Below are 20100 nucleotides of genomic sequence, written 5' to 3'. Positions count from 1 at the left end.
TAAACTTTTCGTAGAAAAAAAGGCTTTTGTTAAAAAAATATTATTAATGAGTAATTAAATTGAGTATTTTATCTCAATAATTGCAAAGTTTGCAATATAATTTGCGGTAAAAACCACGGATAACTTGCAGTTTTTTTATATCTTTGTTCTACTCAATTTGAAAAAATGTAATTATTATAATGTCGATTAGCTTATTAAAGAAAGAACGTAAAGATTTGATTTTGAAGGAAATCAATGTTCATACAAGAATATCTTTAGGGGAATTAGTAGAATCATTGAATGTATCGGAAGATACCATTCGAAGAGATATTAATGAATTAGCCGAAGAAGGTGAAATTATCAAGATTAGAGGCGGTGCGATGTCGAAAGCTTATCACCATTCTTCAAATCTTAAGGAAACCTATGCGCATTCTCATAAAGTAGAAATCGGACAAAAAGCATTTTCTTTATTGAAAGAAGGAATGTTGGTGTTGATTGGTGGTGGTACTACCATCCGTGAATTTGTGAAACTGATTCCAGAAGATTTTTCGGCTACTTTTATGACGGTCAATCCATTGACTGCCGTTGAGTTATTAGACAAACCCAATATTGAAATTATTCTGATTGGCGGACAAGTATCAAGATATAGCCAAATGTCAATCGGTGGCGAAGTACATCACCGACTTTCAGAAATGAAAGCTGATTTGTGTATTTTGGGAACAAATGCTTTGGATGCTCAGGGAGGAGTAACGGATTCTGACTGGGAAACTGTTCAGGTGAAAAAGGCGATGATGAAAGCTTCGGATAAAGTAGCAGTATTGGCAATTTCTGAAAAATTGAATTCTGTCATGAAAATGAAAGTAGCCGACTTGCAAGAAATCGACTACCTCATTACTGAACTGCCCTCCAATTCACCAGAATTATCTGCTTATCAAAATAGTAAATTGCAGGTTATATAATTGTGAATTAGTGAATTGTGAATTAGTGAATTGTGAATTAGTGATTTTTAAAAATTGGAATAAAATGAATTTTTGGGAACTCAATTTAGATAAACCTCCCTTCCAATCACTAAATCACTAAATCACTCATTCACAATTACTTCTGGTTTGTATTTTACAAAACCGAAGAGATGTAAAAAGATAGATCTTGATATTCTGAAATTAAAAGGGACAGAAATTAAAGAAATTACTGTGATTGGAATGATGTAACCCATAATTGGTGGGTCATTGAAAAACCAATATAAAACCACTCCTAAAACTGCTAATATTAAAATCGAAAAACCGTAACTCACAAACATTGCTCCATACCAAAATCCTGGTTCTACTTCGTAACGCAAATTACAAACAGGGCAATTACTGTGCATTTGGTCAAACTTATCTACTCGAAAAAATGGATATTTAAACATTTTCCCTTCTCTACATTGTGGGCATCTCCCCTCTGCAATGGCTTGAAAACGAGAAGGATGAGGGTCTAATTTTAAGGTCTGATACTGGCTCATATCTTTATTGTTTTATTGAAAGTAAATGACATTTATCATTTAATAATCATACAACAAAGCTAGGGAAGGACTATCCAAAACGATGGTATTTAACAAGCCGTCTATGGTACTTTTTACTTATTTAGTGATTGAGTGAATTGTGAATTAGTGATTAAATAGGAAAAACAATTCACTAACTCACAATTCACTCAATCACTAAATGTCGCTCTACCACGATTGTTTTCTGTGACCTATCGTTGCGAAGAACAAAATATATAAATAGCAAGGAATCAAAATCAAATAAGCTTCTTGAATGCCAAACGACTCAGCCAATTTTCCGTAGAAGTATGGTAAAATCGCTCCGCCACCGATACCCATGATAAGTAAAGCCGAACCGAATTCAGTTTTCTTTCCTAAGCCTTTAATCGCTAATGGAAAAATTGCTGGCCACATCAAAGCATTGGCTAAACCAAGCATTGCCACAAAAGCTACCGAAGTAAAACCAGCAGTAAACACAATACCAAGGGTGAAAATTGAGCCAATAATTCCGCAGTACATTAAAGCTTTATTTTGTGAAATGAATTTTGGAATTGCCACAATACCAACAAAATAACCAACCAACATTGCAATCAACGTTAGCGAAGTAAAGTTTTTAGACACATCTAAACTGATGCCTAACGAACTTCCGTATTGTCCGATGGTATCCCCTGCAATTACTTCAACACCAACACAACAGAAAATCGCTAAAATCCCAAATACTAAATTGGCGTGTTGTAAAACACTCTTCTCTCCTGTTTCTTGAACTGTCTCGTTTTCATCTTTACTTGTGTCAATTTCTGGTAAGCTAGATTTATAAATCAAAAATGCCAAAAGCACTAAAGCAATTGCCATCACGATGTAAGGAACGATTACTCTTCCTGCCAATTCGTTCAAGAGTACTTCTTTTTCAGCAGCTAGGCTTGTTTTTAATTGCGTTTCGATGTCGTCCGCACCATCTAAAATGATTGCTCCTAAAATCAGGGGACTCAAAGCACCTGCAATTTTATTGCAAACACCCATAATACTAATACGTTGCGCTGCACTTTCGATTGGACCTAAAATACTGATATAAGGATTTGAGGCAGTTTGGAGTAAAGAAATCCCAGCACCTTGAATAAATAATCCTGTAAGAAACAGCACAAATGAACGAGATTGAGCCGCAGGCACAAAAATAATTGCGCCAATCGCCATGACAACCAAGCCCCAAGCCATACCGTTTTTAAAACCAACTTTCGTCAGAATCATCGAAGATGGAATCGCTAAAAACACATAAGCAATATAAAAGGCAAAAGTTACCAAAAGTGCTTGAGCGTATTCAAGTTCACAAGCGATTTTGAGGAATGGAATAAGCGTACCGTTGAGCCAAGTGATAAATCCGAAGATGAAAAACAACATCCCGATAATCACGATGGGAGAAAAAAATGATTTACTTTTAGTCATAATGGTGGTTGGTTTGGGGCAAAATATATAAATAAAGTAAGGAACAGATTTCTGAAAGGTTCATATTAAATAAATTCACTACAGGCATCGCCCGTAGTGAATTCTAATGTTCAAGCATTATTAATATATAACCAGTTCTAACTAAATTTTCAAGTTTGTGAATGAAGTAATGCTTGGAATCTTATTCAGACTCCAAGCATAATATTAAAAGTGGTATCGCACAAAAGCCTCGATGGCTGCGTATTCTGCAAAACCTAATTTATTGTATAAATCTGCCGTTGCGCTGTTTCTGTCTTCAGCACGTTGCCAGAATTCTCTCGAATCGTTTCCTTGGAAAACTACTCCGTCTTTTTGTGACTGATGTTTAAAAATCCCGTGACGCTTTTGTAATACTTGTGTTGGGCTCATCGGTACAGCCATTTCAATTTCATGAATGTCCCACTCTGCCCAAGCTCCACGGTATAGCCAAACCCAACAATCGTTCATGTAATCTTCTTTTTTCAAACGCTCAAGCGACTCAAAAATGGCATCCAAACAAACTTTGTGTGTTCCGTGTGGATCAGCTAAATCGCCTGCCGCAAAAATTTGATGTGGTTTTATCTCAGCAATGATATTTGAAACAATTTTGATGTCAGCTTCACCTAATGGCATTTTTTGAATGGCGCCCGTTTCATAAAAAGGCATATCTAGAAAGTGAACATTGGTCGCAGGAATTCCAACGAAACGGCAAGTAGCCTTTGCTTCTCCCTGACGAATAATTCCTTTTACATAACGCACCGCAGGAATATCAATTTCGCTGTCTTTCTTTTTACTTAAAAATGCTCTGGCTTCTTCAAAAACAGTATTGTATTTTCTGTTTTCAATGTCGAAAGCCGAATTGAAATCGTCTAAGAAATCAATAAAACGCAAAGCTTCATCATCAGCAACAGCAATATTTCCAGACGTTTGATATGCCACGTGAACATCATGCTCTTGGTCAACCAAACGTTGGAATGTTCCGCCCATTGAAATAATATCGTCGTCTGGGTGTGGACTAAAAATCAATACTCTTTTTTGTGCAGGGAAAGCTCTTTCTGGTCTGTTGGCATCACTCGCCAACGATTTTCCACCCGGCCAGCCTGTAATGGTATGTTGAAGACTTTGGAATACTTGTAAATTAATATCGTAAGCCTGACCGTAATTCGCTAATAAATCACTTAGTCCGTTTTCGTTATAATCACGATTGGTTAATTTCAGAATCGGTTTGTCTAAGCTCAAAGCCAAATTGGTTACGGCTTTTTTCACCATCATTTTATCCCAAATTACTTCATCAAATAACCAAGGTTTTTTACGACTGCTTAATTCAGAAGCACTTGCTTCGTCTAAAATAAATCTCACATTTTGGTGTCCTTGTAAATATGAAGCTGGAATTTTCTCTGAAACAGGTCCTTCAATCGCTTCTTTAATTACTTGTGCTTTATGTTCACCGAAAGCCAAAAGCACCACTCTTTTTGCTTCCATAATTGCTTTTACGCCCATCGTTACTGCTCTGCGTGGCACTTTTACCAAAGTACCAAAGTCGCCCGCAGCATCCATACGAGTCGTAATATCAAGCGTCATCAATCTTGTTCTTGAGTTCACTAAAGAACCTGGCTCGTTGAAACCTATATGTCCGTTTCTACCGATGCCCAAAATTTGTATATCTAATCCGCCCAATTCTTCAATCTGCGCTTCGTACTCTTTGCAGAAGATGGCGAGTTTTTCTAAAGGTAAAGTTCCTGTTGGAATATGACAGTTTTCAGGAGCAATGTTTACATGATCAAACAACTGTTCTTTCATGAAACGATGATAACTCTGTACTGCATCAGGTTGCATTGGATAATATTCATCCAAATTGAATGTAATCACATTTTCAAAACTCAAGCCTTCACTTTTATGAAGACGAATAAGTTCTGCATATACTTTTTTAGGTGTTGAGCCAGTGGCTAATCCTAAAACTGCGGGTTTTCCTGAAGCATTTTTTTTGCGGATAATTTTGGCAATTTCTTGTGCTACTGCTTTTGAGGCTTCAGCGGCATCTTTATAAATTTTAGTGGGTACTCTTTCTAAAGAGATGGTTTCCTTTTCTAGTTCTATGGCTTCAGTTGCTTCAATCATTTTAATAACAATTTTGAGTAAACATTTCTTAATTTTGAAATAAGACATACAAACTTAAAGACAAATGAATTATAGTGCCTAATGATATTTAAAATAAAAAATTAACAAACAGTAAAATACTTATTTAAGTAATATATTTCTGATTTTATAAAATTTATTGTTTTAAATATTGAATTGAGGGAATTAATGCTTCTTGAAATCGGCAATAAAGTATTGGTTTTTTGGATAAAGCACATAATTTGAAGATAAATTCAATTATAAATTAAAAATATACCAAGATTTTAAGCTTTTTGTTTGGTGAAATAGACAGGAAGAAAGAGAAGTGTTTGGAGAAAGTTCCTATAAAAAGAAGACTGTTGATGAATTTCAGAGAATTTATCAGCAGTCTTTTAGAGTTTATGAAAATTATTAAAAATATCAATATGGAAATATATTTCCGATTACATGAAATTTTGTAATTATTTTTTCCATTCGTTATCAAACATCCTCCAAATGTTCAGCGGATTAGCATCTTGTAATTCTGCTGGTAAAAGACTGTCTGGAAAGCTTTGATAACTTGCAGGACGAACAAAACGTTTGATAGCATCTGGACCAACAGAAGTAAAACGAGCATCCGTACAAGATGGGAATGGCCCGCCGTGGTGCATTGCATAACACACTTCTACTCCTGTAGGCACGCCATTGAAAATTAAACGTCCGCTGATATTTCTAAGCGCTTCTACAATATCATCATTCGCTTGTAATTCTGTTTCTGTCGCCATAAAAGTAGCCGTAAGCTGTCCTTCTAAATGTTGAATAACAGTGGCTAATTGTGTTAAATCTTTACATTTTACCACTAAAGAGAAAGGTCCAAATACTTCTTGGTGCAAAGTAGGATTTGCTAAAAATACATCTGCATCTACCGAAGCCACCGTTGCCAAACCTTGAATAGTATCCGTTTTTTCAACAAGCGACTCTGCTTCTGTTGTTACATCGTCTTGCGCCAAAGCTACTGTTTTCTTGCCTTCGTAGTTTTGATAAATTCCTGCATTCAACATTTTTGAAGGCGAAATTTTCTCGATTTCACCGGCAAGTACTTTAATAAAGTTTTGTAAATCAGCATTATCAACGCCTAAAATCAAGCCCGGATTGGTACAAAATTGCCCAACACCCAAAGTAATCGAACCTGCATACTCTTTAGCAATACTTTCTGAACTTGTCGATAATTTTTCAGGCATCAACACAACTGGATTGATACTTCCCATTTCTGAAAATACAGGAATCGGTTCTGGACGCTGATTCGCCATATCGAACAATGCTTTGCCGCCAGCAAAAGAACCGGTGAAACCAACGGCTTTGGTTACTGGGTGCATTACCAAAGCTTTTCCGATTTCAAAACCATTGCCACCATCTACGTGTGCAAAAGTGCCTTCTGGCATTCCAGTACGTTCAACGGCACGCAAAACCGCATCGGCAATCATCGCTGAAGTACGTGCGTGCGCTGGGTGACCTTTTAAAACTACTGGACAACCAGCAGCTAAAGCCGAAGCCGTGTCGCCACCAGCAGTTGAATAAGCATAAGGGAAATTACTTGCACCAAAAACCACCACAACGCCCAATGGCACAGACATTTTACGAATATCTACTTTTGGCAAAGGTTTGCGGTCTGGTTGAGCCGTGTCAATACGAGCTTCTACCCAAGAACCTTCTTCCAAAAGGTCAGCAAACATTTTTAATTGAAAAATTGTACGTCCACGTTCGCCCAATAAGCGAGCTTCAGGAAGATTGGTTTCTTCCATCGTGGTGTGAATGAGCTCCATGCCCAACGCTTCAATTTCTTCGGCGATGGCTCTTAAAAAAACAGCTTTTTGTTTTCCAGAAACCTTACGGTATTGTTTAAACGCTTCAGCAGATTGAAGCATAATTTTGTTGATATTATCCATGTGATTGATTTCAGCACTTTAATCAATGTGCTACGTATTTTAATAAGGGAAATTAAGAGGTAAATTACTTATTGAACAACAACTAAAATCAATAAATTATTATTTTATGAATTTATAAAGATAAGGCGCTTTATGTGCCGCACCAGTAAATTTCTTTTCTACTCGTTCTAAAATGCCCATCGACAATATTTTTCTTTGAAAATTATCTCTTCTTAAAGGTTTATCCAAAATGGTTTCGTATAACATTTGGAGCTCTTTCATGGTAAACGTATCAGGCAACAAATTAAGTCCAATCAATTTATCATCTAACATAAATCGAAGTGTTTCCAGAGCCTTTAAAGTAATTTCAGCATGATCAAAAGCCAAGTTTGGTAATTGATGAATATCGTGCCATTCGCAAGCTTCGTCATATATACCAATTTTAGTATTTACTTTCGAAAAATCTACCAAGGCATAATAGCCAACTGAAACGAATCTTTCAAAAACCCAACTTTTTTCATCAATCTCAAAGTTATTTGCCAATAATACTTTCTTGAGCGTTTCTCCCGTTGAGCGATTCGCTTTACCAAAAATGTAAAATTGCTCAAGATAAATATCTGTTACGCCTGTTCTTTCTTCTAAAATCCTTTGTGCTGCTGCTTCAATATCTTCATCTTTCATGACATACCCACCCGGCAACGACCACAAGTCTAAATTCTTTACTTTAGGGAATAATACTTTTAATTGCTCGCCATGAAACCCAAAAATTACACAGTCAACGGATAAATGTGGGATGAATTTCCCTTCGTCAATAATTATTTTTTCGGACTCCATAATCTTCCTTTTAGATTCAACATTTTACAAAAATAGTACAAATACTTGGCGGATTCAAGAAAATGAATTATCATTGTTCCATCATGAAACAATGATAAGACTTAATCAATTAATTATTTGATTTTTTACTCATATTTAAAGTAAAAATTAAATAATGGCATTCATTTTCAATCATTTAATTTATTATCTATTTCAAAACAATCATTCAAGATGAACAAAAAACATTACCAATTTCCCAGCTTGATGAATACCCTTTTCTTGATATTGGGTATTTTTTTATTGAGTTCAAGGGTACTTATTGGGCAAACGAATGCGCCAAGGGTATTGGTCTTTAGTAAAACAGCTAGTTTCCGTCATCAATCTATTGAAGCTGGACAAGCTGCTTTCCAAAAAATGGCAAAGGAAAAAGGCTTTACGGTTGACTTAACAGAGGATGCGACAGCTTTTAATGCACTCAACCTGAAACGCTATAATGCAGTGGTATTTTTAAATACAACGGGTGATGTGTTGAATCCTGAACAACAAGTAGAGTTTGAGCGCTATATCCAAGCAGGTGGTGGTTACTTAGGGATTCACGCTGCGACGGATACAGAATACGATTGGCCTTGGTATGGTCGTTTGGCGGGTGCATACTTTTTAGATCATCCAAGCACACCAAGTAATGTGCAAAAAGGCAAATTCTTTGTTTCATTGAAAAATCACTGGGCAACTAAAATGTTACCTGATGAATTTGAGCGTGAAGATGAATTTTATAGTTTCCAGAAAATTGACCCAACCATTAATGTTTTGGTGAAAATTGATGAGAAAACGTATCAAGGAGGACATAATGGTGATAATCACCCAATTAGTTGGTACCATGAATTTGATGGCGGTCGCTCGTTTTATACAGCGATGGGTCATACTGACCAAACGTTTTCTGAACCACTTTTCTTAGGACATCTTTGGGCTGGTTTGAATTATGTAATCGGTGGCGATGCACCAAAACCTTTAGATTATGCAAAGGCTCGTCCAGAAGAAAACCGTTTTTCAAAAGTGGTTTTAGAAGAGAAATTGAGCGAACCAATGGAATTGAGCGTATTGAACGATGGTCGTATATTATTTATCGAACGTCGTGGAGATGTTCGTATTTATAATACTAAAACTAAACAGTTGAAAACGATTGCTTCCATTCCAGTAAGTACAAAATATAAAGACAAAGAAGGTAAAATTTCAGAAGCGGAAGATGGTTTATTGGGCTTGAGTAAAGACCCTAATTTCGCTCAAAATCACTGGATTTATTTATATTATTCTCCAGTTGGCGACGAAGCAAAAAATATCCTGACACGTTATGAATTGCGTGGTGATGAATTGGTATTAGATTCTAAAAAAGTATTGTTAGAGATTCCGACGCAAAGAGAGCAATGTTGCCATACTGGTGGTTCTATCGCTTGGGATAAAATGGGCAACCTTTTCCTTTCAACAGGTGATAATACAAATCCACACGGTTCAAGCGGTTATAGTCCAAGTGATGAACGTCCAGACCGTAGTCCTTGGGATGCTCAAAAATCTTCTGCTAATACCAACGATTTAAGAGGTAAAATCATCAGAATTAAACCTACTCCTGATGGTTCTTATACCATTCCAGAAGGAAATTTATTTGCAAAAGGAACACCAAATACTCGCCCTGAAATTTATACAATGGGTCACCGTAACCCTTTCCGTATTTCAGTTGATCAGAAAAATGGTAATCTTTATTGGGGAGAAGTTGGTCCAGATGCTAACAAACCAGCAGCTGACCGTGGACCAGCAGGACATGACGAAGTAGGACAAGCACGCAAAGCAGGAAATTATGGTTGGCCACATTTTGTAGGTGATAATAAGGCTTATAATAAATTTGATTTTGTGAATAACAAATCATTAGAATTGTGGGATGCCAATGCACCAACGAATACTTCTCCAAACAATACAGGCTTGAAATTATTACCGCCTTCACAAAAAGCATTTATTTGGTATCCTTATGCAGAATCTCCAGAATTCCCATTAGTAGGTAGTGGCGGTAGAAATGCAATGGCTGGTCCAGTTTTCTACAGTGATGCTTTCAAAAATGCAAACCATGCTTTCCCGAAATATTATGATGGAAAAGTATTGATTTACGAATGGATGCGTGGTTGGATTATGGCAGTCACTTTGGATAAAGAAGGCAATTATGTTTCGATGGAACGCTTTATGCCAAGTTATAAATTCAGTAATCCGATGGATATGGAATTTGCTGAAAATGGAGATTTATATATGCTAGAGTACGGTTCTGGTTGGTTTACTGCCAATGATGATGCACGTTTGATTCGCATCGAATACAATGGCGGAAATCGTAAGCCAATTGTACAAATTGCGGCAGATAAAATGGGTGGAGCCATTCCTTTTAAAGTAGCATTGAGTGCAAAAGGAACAGTAGATGCAGATGGTGACATCTTGAAATATTCTTGGAAAATCACCGATAAGAAAGGTTTTGTAAAAGTAATCAATACGCCAGAAGCTAGTTTGACTTTAACAAAAGCGGGAGTTTATAAGGCTACTTTAACGGTTTCAGATGGAAAAGGTGAAAGTAATAGCCAATCGATGGAATTGACGGCAGGAAACGAACCTCCAACGTTAGCTTTTGATTTACCGAAAAGTAACAAAACTTTTTACTTCCCAAATAAACCATTCGATTATGAAGTAAAAGTAAACGATAGAGAAGACGGAAGCTTGGCTAATGGAAAAATCAAACCTGAGCAAGTAGCAGTAAGTATTGATTATTTAGCGGAAGGTTTTGATAAAATTGCTATCGCACAAGGACACCGTTCAGCAGATGCTTCGGCAAGTTTTGCTTCAGGTAAAAAATTGATGGAAGCGAGCGACTGTAAGGCTTGTCACAGTGTTGATAAAAAATCAGTTGGCCCGATGTACAAAGAAGTTGCTGCGAAATACAAAAATGATGGTGGCGCTTTAGAAAGATTGACGAAGAAAGTAATCTCTGGCGGAAGTGGCGTTTGGGGAGAAGTGCCAATGAGTGGTCACCCACAACTTTCAGCTTCGGATGCTTCGGATATGGTGAAGTATATTTTGAGCTTGTCACAAGAAAAAGCAAAAGTAAATTCTTTACCAGTAAAAGGAACTTACACAGCGAAATTACCAGCGAATGACAAAGGACAAGGTGTGTATATTTTACGTGCTTCTTACCAAGATCAAGGCTCAAAAGGAATTCCTTCTTTAGCTTCTGAAAAAACTTATACTTTGCGTAATGCGAAAATGAGTCCTCATAAATTTGATAAATATGAATCTGTTTCAAAAATGTCATTTGGAGGAAATGAATTAGCAATTCCTGCTAAATCTGGTTCTTATGTTTCACTCTCACAAATTGATTTAGGTGAAATCAAACAAATTTCATTCTTAGCCATTACACCAAAACCGCAGTTAAATGCACAAGGTGGAGTTATTGAAATTCGTATTGATTCGCCAACGGGTAAAGTAATTGGCGCATCTCCTTTCCTTGCACCAACAGAAGAAATGAGTTTTGCAGGAAAACCCGTTGCCATTACGGTTACGCCAACGGAAGGAACACATGATTTATATGTAGTTTTCCAAAATCCAAAAGCAGAAGGTCAATCTTTAATGGTAGTGATGGGCGTAGAGTTTAAATCAGAAATTGGTGATTCAGCTCCAACAGCCGTTGCAACACCTGAAGTCAAAACAGATTTGAATATTTATGCAGGTAAATATAAAATGACAGGCTTACCATTTGAATCTATTTCAATCTCTGTAAAAGACGGAAAATTGATAATTGATGCTGGTGGAAATGTAGGAGAATTAACCGCTACCGATACTGCTGACAAATTTGATGCTGGTGGAAAAGGGACTGTTAGTTTTGTGAAAGATGATTCTGGAAATGTTTCTAAAATGAAATTAGAAGCAATGGGAATGGCTTTTGATGGTAAAAAAGAATAAGTATTAAAACATGAGGGCAACAAGGTGAAAACTTTGTTGCCCTTTTTATAATCTTTCAAAACCAATGGAAAACTTAGCACAAAATCATACAAGTCGTCGTGAGTTTATGGGTCAATTGGGCTTATTAACTGCGGCGAGTTTTCTTCCAACAACCATTTTTGGTGCAGCCAAACCACATTTTGAAATCTCTTTGGCTGAATTCTCTTTGGCAGGTTCATTGTTCAGTGGGAAATTGAAAAACATGGATTTTCCAGCCAAAGCTAAAAATGATTTTGGTATCAATGCAGTTGAATATGTTTCGATGTTTTGGGCCGACAAAGCCAAAGACCAAGCGTATTTGAATGAACTGAAACAAAGAACTACCGATTTAGGTGTTCGGAATGTCTTAATTATGGTGGATGCCGAAGGCGATTTAGGAGCAAGCGATGCTTCGCTTCGTCAGAAAGCTGTTGAAAATCATTATAAATGGGTGGATGCGGCTAAATTTTTGGGTTGTCATTCTATCCGTGTAAATATGGATGGCGACGGCACACCTGAAGAAATCATGAAAGCAGGCGTAGATGGTTATGGAAAATTGGTAGAGTACGGTCAAAAAGCGGGTATTGGCGTAATTATCGAAAATCATATTACTATTTCTACCAATCCAGATTGGTTGGTGGCTTTATTGAAACAAGTAAATAACCCTTATGCAGGTTGTTTACCTGATTTTGGCAATTTTATACAAAGAGAAAAGCCTAAAGCCATGACGATGGAAGGGTTTAGAGATGCTAAAGTTATTCATGAATACGATAAATATGATGGTGTAAAAAAACTCATGCCTTTTGCCAAAGGAGTAAGTGCTAAAACCCATTTTTTTGATGAAAACGGAGCTTGTACAGATACAGATTTTGACAAAATGATGCCTATTGTAAACAAAGGTTTGAGCAAAAACTTTAAAGGATTTGTTGGCATTGAATACGAAGGAGGCTTTATGAAAATGATGGGTGCGAAAGAGAATTATCTGGATGAAGATGCTGGCATCCGAGCAACAAAGGCTTTATTAGAAAAAGCAAGAATATAAAATTAGATTACTGAGTACAACAAATAAGCTCTGAGCCTCTCGGAACATACTAAAAGAATCAACAAACACTCTTTTAGTATATCCCGAGAGGCTTTTTTGCGGAAAATTGCGGTATTTAGTATCAACGGAGATACTAAAAGAATATCAAGAGATACTTTTTTGCGGTATTTTGCGTGAAAAAGATTCAACAGAGATACTCAAAGTATCATTTTGGGCTCAAAACCCGCAAAATACCGCAAAAAAACTGCATACTTACATCGGCAATATTTTCAAAAAAATTAAAGCTCATTGCTCAAAGCTCAAAGCTCACAAGCAATTCCTTACTATCTTTGAAAAAACAAACCTTTGCCATTCATGCAGACACTCCAACAATTGTACTCAGGAGAACTATTAGGAACAACCCGCTTAAAATTATCTTGTGGCTTAAAAAGCTTTCCCAAAGAGATTTATACATTAGCTGATACTTTAGAAATTTTAGATTTATCAGGTAATGAACTTTCAGCCTTACCTGATGATTTTGCTCAACTAAAAAAGCTAAAAATTGCCTTCTTTTCTGATAATCTATTCACTGAATTTCCAGCAGTTTTGGGCGAATGCCAAAACCTTGAAATGATTGGTTTTAAAGCCAATCAGATTCAAAGTCTTCCCGAAAATGCTATTCCATATAATACTCGTTGGTTAATTCTGACAAACAATGCTATCGAAAGTATTCCTGCTTCAATCGGTAAATGTAGCCGAATGCAAAAGTTGATGTTGGCAGGCAATCGACTAAAAGCTTTACCCAAAGAATTATCAGCTTGCAAAAACTTGCAATTACTTCGTATTTCAGCCAATCAGATTGAAGTATTTCCCGAAGAATTGCTTTCCTTTCCTCAACTTTCTTGGTTGGCTTTTGCAGGAAATCCTTTCTCAGAAAGTACAGAAGAACAAATAGCCTTAGAAGAAATTTCTTGGCATGAATTGGAGATAAAAGAACAATTAGGCGAAGGAGCTTCGGGAAATATTGCTAAAGCCGAATGGACAATTCGAAATAAAACCATTGCCGTAAAAGTATATAAAGGAGAAGTAACAAGCGACGGTTTACCAACTGATGAAATGAATGCCTGTATTTCGGCAGGAACACATCCGAATTTGGTAACAGTATTGGGCAAAATCAAAGAGCATCCAGCCGATAAACATGGTTTATTGATGGAATTGATTCCTGCTAATTTTAGAAATTTGGGTGGTCCGCCAAGTTTTGAAACTTGTACCAGAGATACTTATCCGCCCGAAACGGTTTTTACTTTAGCAGAAGTGATAAAAATTTCAGCTTCAATTGCCAGCGTTGGCGCACATTTACATGCTTTGGGTGTTTCTCATGGCGACCTTTACGCCCATAATACTTTGGTGGACGAAGAAGCCAATACTTTATTTGGCGATTTTGGGGCAGGAAGTACTTATCATGTGCATTCAAGTAAAGCAGCAGCCGTTCAGCGCTTGGAAGTGAGGGCTTTTGCTTGTTTGTTGGATGATTTATTAAGATATATTCAATCTAGCGAGGCAGAAAATGCGTCAGTACTTATACTTCAAGATTTAGTAAAAAGTTGTATGAACGAAGTAGTTTTGGCTCGCCCAAGCTTTGAAGAAATTTATCAGCGTATTACTTCCTTGAGGTAGTTTTTTGTATTTTTAGAAGAGATTACCTTCAACTATTTTATCAAATCAATAGGAGTGAACCTAAGTCTACTCCTATTGATTTTTTTTTAGATTAGTTTTGTCAACTTTTCAAAAGCTGACAAAACTAATCTAACAGCTAATAAACCTTTCATCATCAACATTCATGAAACAAACGCTTACATTATTTCTTTTACTATTTAACCTAAATCTATTCGCACAAAAACTTGAAGGCTCTATCACCAACACCAACAGAAATCCTATCGAAGGAGGTTTTGTCTTAAACAAACGAATTGACAAACATTCGCATTCCAACAAATTAGGATATTTTGTATTGGATAAAGTCAGTAAAGGCGATACCTTAGAAATCTCTTGCATGGGTTTTAAAACTCAAAAAGTTGTCTATCGCCCAGAGCAAAAATTCTTACAAATCGTTTTGGAAGAAAGTGTATTTCAGTTGAACGAAGTAACGATTAGCCCTGAAGTAAATGCCCAAAGTATCATTTCAAAAATTGATTTAAAGACTTATCCAGTCAATTCTTCCCAAGAAATTTTACGAAAAGTACCGGGTTTGTTCATTGGTCAACACGCTGGTGGTGGTAAGGCAGAGCAGCTATTTCTGCGTGGTTTTGATTTAGACCACGGTACAGACATTAACATTTCTGTTGATGGAATGCCCGTAAATATGGTTTCGCACGCACACGGACAAGGTTATGCGGATTTACATTTTTTGATTCCAGAAACCATTGAGAAAATTGATTATGGAAAAGGGTCGTACTTCGCTAATAAAGGCAATTTAACAACGGCTGGTTACGTAGAGTTTCAAACCAAAGAGCGAATTAAGGAAAGTCAAGTTTCGGTAAATGCTGGAATGTTCAATACTTTTAGGACGATGGCTTTGGTGAATTTATTAGGACAACAAGAAAAACAATCAGCTTATGTCGCCAGTGAATATTTGTATTCCGACGGCCCATTTATTTCTCCACAGAAGTTTAATCGCTTGAATTTGATGGGCAAATATGCTTTGGAATTGCCCAATCAAAACAAAATCAACTTTTCGGTTTCGCATTTTAGTAGTAAATGGAATGCTTCGGGACAAGTACCACAGCGTGCCATTGACGAAGGTTTGATTACTCGTTTCGGGGCAATCGACGATAAAGAAGGCGGAAATACGAGCAGAACGAATGTAAATTTTCAACATACAAAAAAGGTCGGCGAATCACTTTTGATTAAAAACACGGCTTATTACAGTCATTACAATTTTGAACTATATTCCAACTTTACTTTTTTCTTGAACGATTCCACCAATGGCGACCAAATCAAGCAAAAGGAATCCAGAGATATTTTGGGTATGCAATCTGAAATCCACAAATATTACACACTTCCTTCGGGAAATCTCTCTTGGCAGTCGGGTGTAGGTTTTAGATACGATGCAGTAAATGATATTGAGCTTTCGCATACACTCAACCGTACAAAGATTTTGGAAAGGCTCAAATTTGGAAATGTTAAAGAAACCAATGCTTTTGGCTTTACGGGCATTGAATATCATCGTGGCAATTGGCTAATTAATCCGGCTTTGAGATTAGATTATTTCAACTTCAATTATCTTGATAAACTCAATAACAATCAGGTACAATCGGTAGCGAAAGTAATTGCCAGTCCGAAACTAAATATCATTTATAATCCCGATCACGATATTCAATTGTTCTTTAAAGCAGGCAAAGGCTTTCACTCAAACGATACTCGTGTCAGTAGTTTAGCCAGCAATAGCAAAGCAATATTGCCAGTCGCTTATGGTGCAGATTTAGGTATGATTTGGAAACCACAATCACGTTTGATTCTGAATATGGCATTGTGGTACTTGCATCTCGACCAAGAATTTGTCTATGTTGGCGACGAAGCCGTGATTGAAGCCAGTGGAAAATCAGTAAGAAAAGGCTTGGACTTAGGCGTTCGTTATCAAATCAATAATTGGCTATTTTTCAATGCCGACATGACCAATACTTTGGCACGAAGTATCGACGAACCCGAAGGAGCAAATTATATTCCACTCGCTCCAGATTTTACTTTAACAGGTGGTTTGAGCGTAACACATCCATCTGGTTTTTCGGGCGGTTTAAGAGTAAGGCATTTAGGAAATCGTGCAGCGAATGAAGATTATTCTATCGTTGCCAAAGGTTATACTGTTACCGATGCCAACGTAAACTATAAATTCAAGAAAGTAAATTTTGGCTTAATTGCCGAAAACCTTTTCAATGTAAAATGGAACGAAACGCAATTCGCCACGGAATCCAGATTACAGAATGAAGTAAATCCTGTAGAAGAAATTCACTTTACTCCTGGTTTTCCATTCTTCTTGAAAGCTACAGTTGGGGTTAGTTTCTAATTCTTTTTCAAAAAGCTTATTTGAGGTACTTTTTCATGTGAAAAATCATGAAGAAGTACCTTTCTTATTTTCTGTACGCTATTCGAGTTAATTTTAAAGTAGGTATAGATAAAATGTATGAATTGTAAAAGGCTATAATTCTATACTTTTACTTGCTATAATTCGGTAGCCACAATTTCAGCAACAAATGAAAAAATATCGACCACTCTTCAAAAAGTTTTTATTGATTATTTATTGCCTAATCGCTTGTCGTTCAGTCAATTTTGCACAAGTTGCTACAACAGATTTGTACTTACAAACGAGCGAAGTAAACAATGTAATGACGCAATATTATGCCGACAAAGGAATATTGACAAGATTTTACTTTGTTGAACATTCGCCAGAAAGACGAGAACGTATGAAAAAGTTGATTCTCGACTATCAAAATCAATTAACAAAACTCAATTTTAATCAGTTAAACATTGGTGCAAAAGTGGATTATACACTTTTCAAAAGAAATTTAAGCGAAGAACTATATCAATTCACAATAGAAGAAAAAGAGTATGATGCCATCAAAAAATGGTTTCCTTTTGCCGATAGTTTATATACTGTAGAGAAAATAAGAAGAAGAGGAACGCCATTGGATGCCCCAAAATGGGCATTTCAGTTTAATGAAATGGCAAAACAAATTATTTCACTCAATACTAAATTAAGTAAAGACAGTACCATTACCGAAAATTTAGGCAAACGTGGTGCAAATCTTTCTAGGAGTTTGCAAAAAGCCATTAAATCAGTTTATGGTTTTTATAATGGTTATGACCCTCTTTTTACTTGGTGGATGCCACAGCCTTACAATCGTTTGGATTCTTTGTTGAAAGTATATGCCAATAATTTTCAAGGAAAAGGCAAAAATCTTTCTACTCAGAAACCAGATGCCAGTGGAATTGTTGGCAACCCAATTGGGAAAGAAGAAATTATGCGTCGTTTGCAAATCGAAATGATTCCTTACACACCCGAAGAGTTGGTTGATATTGCCAATAAAGAATTCGCTTGGTGCGATGCTGAAATGTTAAAGGCAAGTAAAGAATTAGGCTTTGGAGATAACTGGAAGGCAGCACTTGAATACGTTAAAACCAAATATGTAGAGCCTTCGAAACAACCGCAGGAAATGATGAGGCTTTACAATGAGTCTGTTGATTTTCTCAAGAAAAATCAATTGATAACGATTCCCGCTTTGGCAGAAGAAGGTTGGCGAATGAGTATGATGTCGCCAGAAAGACAATTGGTTAATCCTTTTTTCTTGGGCGGAGAAGAATTTATCATTTCGTACCCAACCAATACCATGACGGAAGACCAAAAATTGATGAGTATGCGGGGAAATAATCCGCATTTTTCAAGAGCGACCGTTCACCATGAATTAATTGCGGGGCATTCTTTACAGTATTTTATGCTGAATAGAAATAAGGTTTATCGTCAGTTCGATACGCCATTTTGGATGGAAGGTTGGGCACTGTATTGGGAATTGTTATTGTATGATATGAATTTCCCAAAATCGCCAGAAGATAAAATTGGAATGCTTTTTTGGCGTATGCACCGTTGTGCTAGAATTATTTTCTCACTCAATTATCATACAAAAAACTGGACACCACAGCAATGTATAGATTTCTTAATCGACCGAGTTGGGCATGAAAAAGCCAATGCCGAAGGCGAAGTAAGGCGTTCGTTTGTGGGCGGTTATGACCCACTTTATCAAATTGCATACATGATTGGCGGGTTACAATTTAGGGCATTAAAAAATGAATTGGTGGATACTGGAAAAATGTCCTACAAACAATTTCATGATGGTGTGATGCAAGAAAACTCTTTACCGATTGAGATGATTAGAGCCATTCTGACGAAGCAATCTTTAGAAAAAGACTTCAAAACAAATTGGCGTTTTTACAAATTCAAATAAGCAATAAATTATTCAAGATATGAAAAGTGTAGTAGTTATAGGTGGTGGAATTATTGGACTAAGTACCGCATATTATTTACAAAAAGCTGGTAATCAGGTAACAGTAATCGACAAAGGCGATTTTTCGGATAACTGTTCCTACGGAAATGCGGGCTATGTTTGTCCGAGTCACTTTATTCCTTTGGCAGCACCGGGCATTATTTGGCAAGGTTTGAAATGGATGTTAAATCCTAAAAGTCCATTTTATGTAAAACCGTCTTTGAATCCTGCTTTATTTGATTGGGGTTTAAAATTCATGAAAAGTGCTACCGAAAAAAATGTAGCCAATTCAGCCATTCCATTAAGAGATATTTCACTACTCAGTCAGCATGAATTTGCTGAATGGGCTTGTTTACCACATTTCGATTTCGCCTACGAACACAAAGGAATGCTAGAAGTATTTCAGACGGAAGCCGTACAAGCACATGCACATCATACTGTAGAAAAGGCTCAAGAATTAGGGTTAGACGTTACTTTATTGAATTATGATGAACTGCAAGCCTTAGAGCCTCAAACAAAAATTAACGGACTGGGTGCTTTATTCTTTAAATGTGACGCACATCTTTATCCAGACAAATTGATGCGAGTATTATTGAAAGACCTCGCAAGCAAAGCTGTTATACTGAAAGCCAATGAGGAAGTAATTCGTTTTGAAAAAAGTAATGGAAAAATCACGAAAGTAATTACGCCAAAACAAGCTTATGAAGCCGATGATTTTGTGATTGCTACGGGTTCATGGAGTAGAGAATTGGCAGAAATGGTGGCGGTAAATTTACCTCTAATGCCGGGAAGAGGATATTCTGTTACTTTAGAGGATTCGCCTTATCAAGTCAATCATCCTATTATTTTGGCGGAAGGAAGAGTAGCCGTAACGCCAATGGATGGCAATAAAATTCGCTTTGGCGGTACGATGGAAGTGGTTTCTACCAAAACGCCACCACAATATCACCGAGTAGAAGGCATTTTAAAATCGGTGAAAGACTTTTTCCCTGAGTTTGATATTCAGCAACCAAGTAATGATAAAATTTGGTACGGTTATCGTCCATGCTCTGCCGATGGCTTACCTTATATTGGCAAAACGAAGCAACATAAAAACGTTGTGATTGCCACTGGACACTCGATGATGGGCTTAAGTCTTGGTCCTGCAACAGGTAAATTAGTAGCTGAATTGGTGAACGAACAGCCGACAAGTATCGACATAAAGGCTTTTGATGTAGAACGTTTTGGTTAAGATAATTGGAAATTATTTGTATTTTTGAG

The 20100-nt window shown here is 36.7% G+C and carries 12 protein-coding genes; 7 read left to right on the top strand and 5 right to left on the bottom strand.

Features of this window, described 5'->3' with window-relative positions; genetic code table 11:
• The first annotated feature begins 179 nt into the window (after nucleotides 1–179).
• Nucleotides 180–938 (top strand): DeoR/GlpR family DNA-binding transcription regulator, encoded by a 759-nt coding sequence (locus ABID42_RS19880; RefSeq protein ID WP_323329148.1) that lies wholly within the window; start codon nucleotides 180–182, stop codon nucleotides 936–938.
• A 122-nt stretch (nucleotides 939–1060) separates the two neighbouring features.
• Here ABID42_RS19880 and ABID42_RS19875 read toward each other — a convergent pair whose 3' ends face one another.
• From ABID42_RS19875 to ABID42_RS19855, 5 genes are all read right to left on the bottom strand, one after another.
• Complete coding sequence (locus ABID42_RS19875) at nucleotides 1061–1477, bottom strand: DUF983 domain-containing protein (RefSeq protein ID WP_367285145.1); 417 nt, start codon at nucleotides 1475–1477, stop codon at nucleotides 1061–1063.
• A 207-nt stretch (nucleotides 1478–1684) separates the two neighbouring features.
• On the bottom strand, nucleotides 1685–2935 hold the full coding sequence (locus tag ABID42_RS19870; protein ID WP_367285144.1) for a sugar MFS transporter: 1251 nt from the start codon (nucleotides 2933–2935) through the stop codon (nucleotides 1685–1687).
• A 204-nt stretch (nucleotides 2936–3139) separates the two neighbouring features.
• Nucleotides 3140–5071 (bottom strand): glucosamine-6-phosphate deaminase, encoded by a 1932-nt coding sequence (nagB, locus tag ABID42_RS19865; protein ID WP_367285143.1) that lies wholly within the window; start codon nucleotides 5069–5071, stop codon nucleotides 3140–3142.
• 458 nt (nucleotides 5072–5529) lie between these two features.
• Entirely contained in the window at nucleotides 5530–6993 is a 1464-nt protein-coding gene (locus ABID42_RS19860; protein ID WP_367285142.1) for an aldehyde dehydrogenase (NADP(+)), read from the bottom strand.
• A gap of 99 nt (nucleotides 6994–7092) precedes the next feature.
• Nucleotides 7093–7806, bottom strand: coding sequence for an NUDIX hydrolase (locus ABID42_RS19855; RefSeq protein WP_367285141.1), 714 nt, complete (start codon nucleotides 7804–7806; stop codon nucleotides 7093–7095).
• A 210-nt stretch (nucleotides 7807–8016) separates the two neighbouring features.
• On the opposite strand from ABID42_RS19855, the gene ABID42_RS19850 reads away from it, so the two are divergent.
• From ABID42_RS19850 to ABID42_RS19825, 6 genes are all read left to right on the top strand, one after another.
• On the top strand, nucleotides 8017–11769 hold the full coding sequence (locus ABID42_RS19850) for a ThuA domain-containing protein (protein ID WP_367285140.1): 3753 nt from the start codon (nucleotides 8017–8019) through the stop codon (nucleotides 11767–11769).
• Between the two features lie 64 nt (nucleotides 11770–11833).
• Nucleotides 11834–12829, top strand: a complete 996-nt coding sequence (locus ABID42_RS19845; protein ID WP_367285139.1) for a sugar phosphate isomerase/epimerase family protein — start codon at nucleotides 11834–11836, stop codon at nucleotides 12827–12829.
• Between the two features lie 354 nt (nucleotides 12830–13183).
• Nucleotides 13184–14485: a leucine-rich repeat-containing protein kinase family protein gene (locus ABID42_RS19840; RefSeq protein WP_367285138.1), complete on the top strand. Its 1302-nt coding sequence runs from the start codon at nucleotides 13184–13186 to the stop codon at nucleotides 14483–14485.
• Nucleotides 14486–14648: 163 nt separating this feature from the next.
• A complete protein-coding gene (locus ABID42_RS19835) occupies nucleotides 14649–16868 on the top strand; it encodes a TonB-dependent receptor (RefSeq protein ID WP_367285137.1) in 2220 nt (739 codons plus the stop codon).
• 187 nt (nucleotides 16869–17055) lie between these two features.
• Entirely contained in the window at nucleotides 17056–18801 is a 1746-nt protein-coding gene (locus ABID42_RS19830; protein ID WP_367285136.1) for a DUF885 family protein, read from the top strand.
• Between the two features lie 19 nt (nucleotides 18802–18820).
• Nucleotides 18821–20071 (top strand): NAD(P)/FAD-dependent oxidoreductase, encoded by a 1251-nt coding sequence (locus ABID42_RS19825; protein WP_367285135.1) that lies wholly within the window; start codon nucleotides 18821–18823, stop codon nucleotides 20069–20071.
• Nucleotides 20072–20100: the final 29 nt, after the last annotated feature.

Source organism: Arcicella rosea (assembly GCF_040543805.1).
Classification (GTDB): Bacteria; Bacteroidota; Bacteroidia; order Cytophagales; family Spirosomataceae; genus Arcicella; species Arcicella rosea.
The sequence above is the reverse complement of the archived record's forward strand: the minus strand, read 5'-3'. Positions and strand labels throughout refer to the sequence as shown.

Coding starts and splice junctions, on each gene's coding strand:
- ABID42_RS19870 (WP_367285144.1), bottom strand. CDS start 2,935: ATGACTAAAAGTAAATCATTTTTTTCTCCCATCGTGATTATCGGGATG.
- ABID42_RS19835 (WP_367285137.1), top strand. CDS start 14,649: ATGAAACAAACGCTTACATTATTTCTTTTACTATTTAACCTAAATCTA.
- ABID42_RS19860 (WP_367285142.1), bottom strand. CDS start 6,993: ATGGATAATATCAACAAAATTATGCTTCAATCTGCTGAAGCGTTTAAA.
- ABID42_RS19840 (WP_367285138.1), top strand. CDS start 13,184: ATGCAGACACTCCAACAATTGTACTCAGGAGAACTATTAGGAACAACC.
- ABID42_RS19830 (WP_367285136.1), top strand. CDS start 17,056: ATGAAAAAATATCGACCACTCTTCAAAAAGTTTTTATTGATTATTTAT.
- ABID42_RS19880 (WP_323329148.1), top strand. CDS start 180: ATGTCGATTAGCTTATTAAAGAAAGAACGTAAAGATTTGATTTTGAAG.
- ABID42_RS19845 (WP_367285139.1), top strand. CDS start 11,834: ATGGAAAACTTAGCACAAAATCATACAAGTCGTCGTGAGTTTATGGGT.
- nagB (WP_367285143.1), bottom strand. CDS start 5,071: ATGATTGAAGCAACTGAAGCCATAGAACTAGAAAAGGAAACCATCTCT.
- ABID42_RS19825 (WP_367285135.1), top strand. CDS start 18,821: ATGAAAAGTGTAGTAGTTATAGGTGGTGGAATTATTGGACTAAGTACC.
- ABID42_RS19855 (WP_367285141.1), bottom strand. CDS start 7,806: ATGGAGTCCGAAAAAATAATTATTGACGAAGGGAAATTCATCCCACAT.
- ABID42_RS19850 (WP_367285140.1), top strand. CDS start 8,017: ATGAACAAAAAACATTACCAATTTCCCAGCTTGATGAATACCCTTTTC.
- ABID42_RS19875 (WP_367285145.1), bottom strand. CDS start 1,477: ATGAGCCAGTATCAGACCTTAAAATTAGACCCTCATCCTTCTCGTTTT.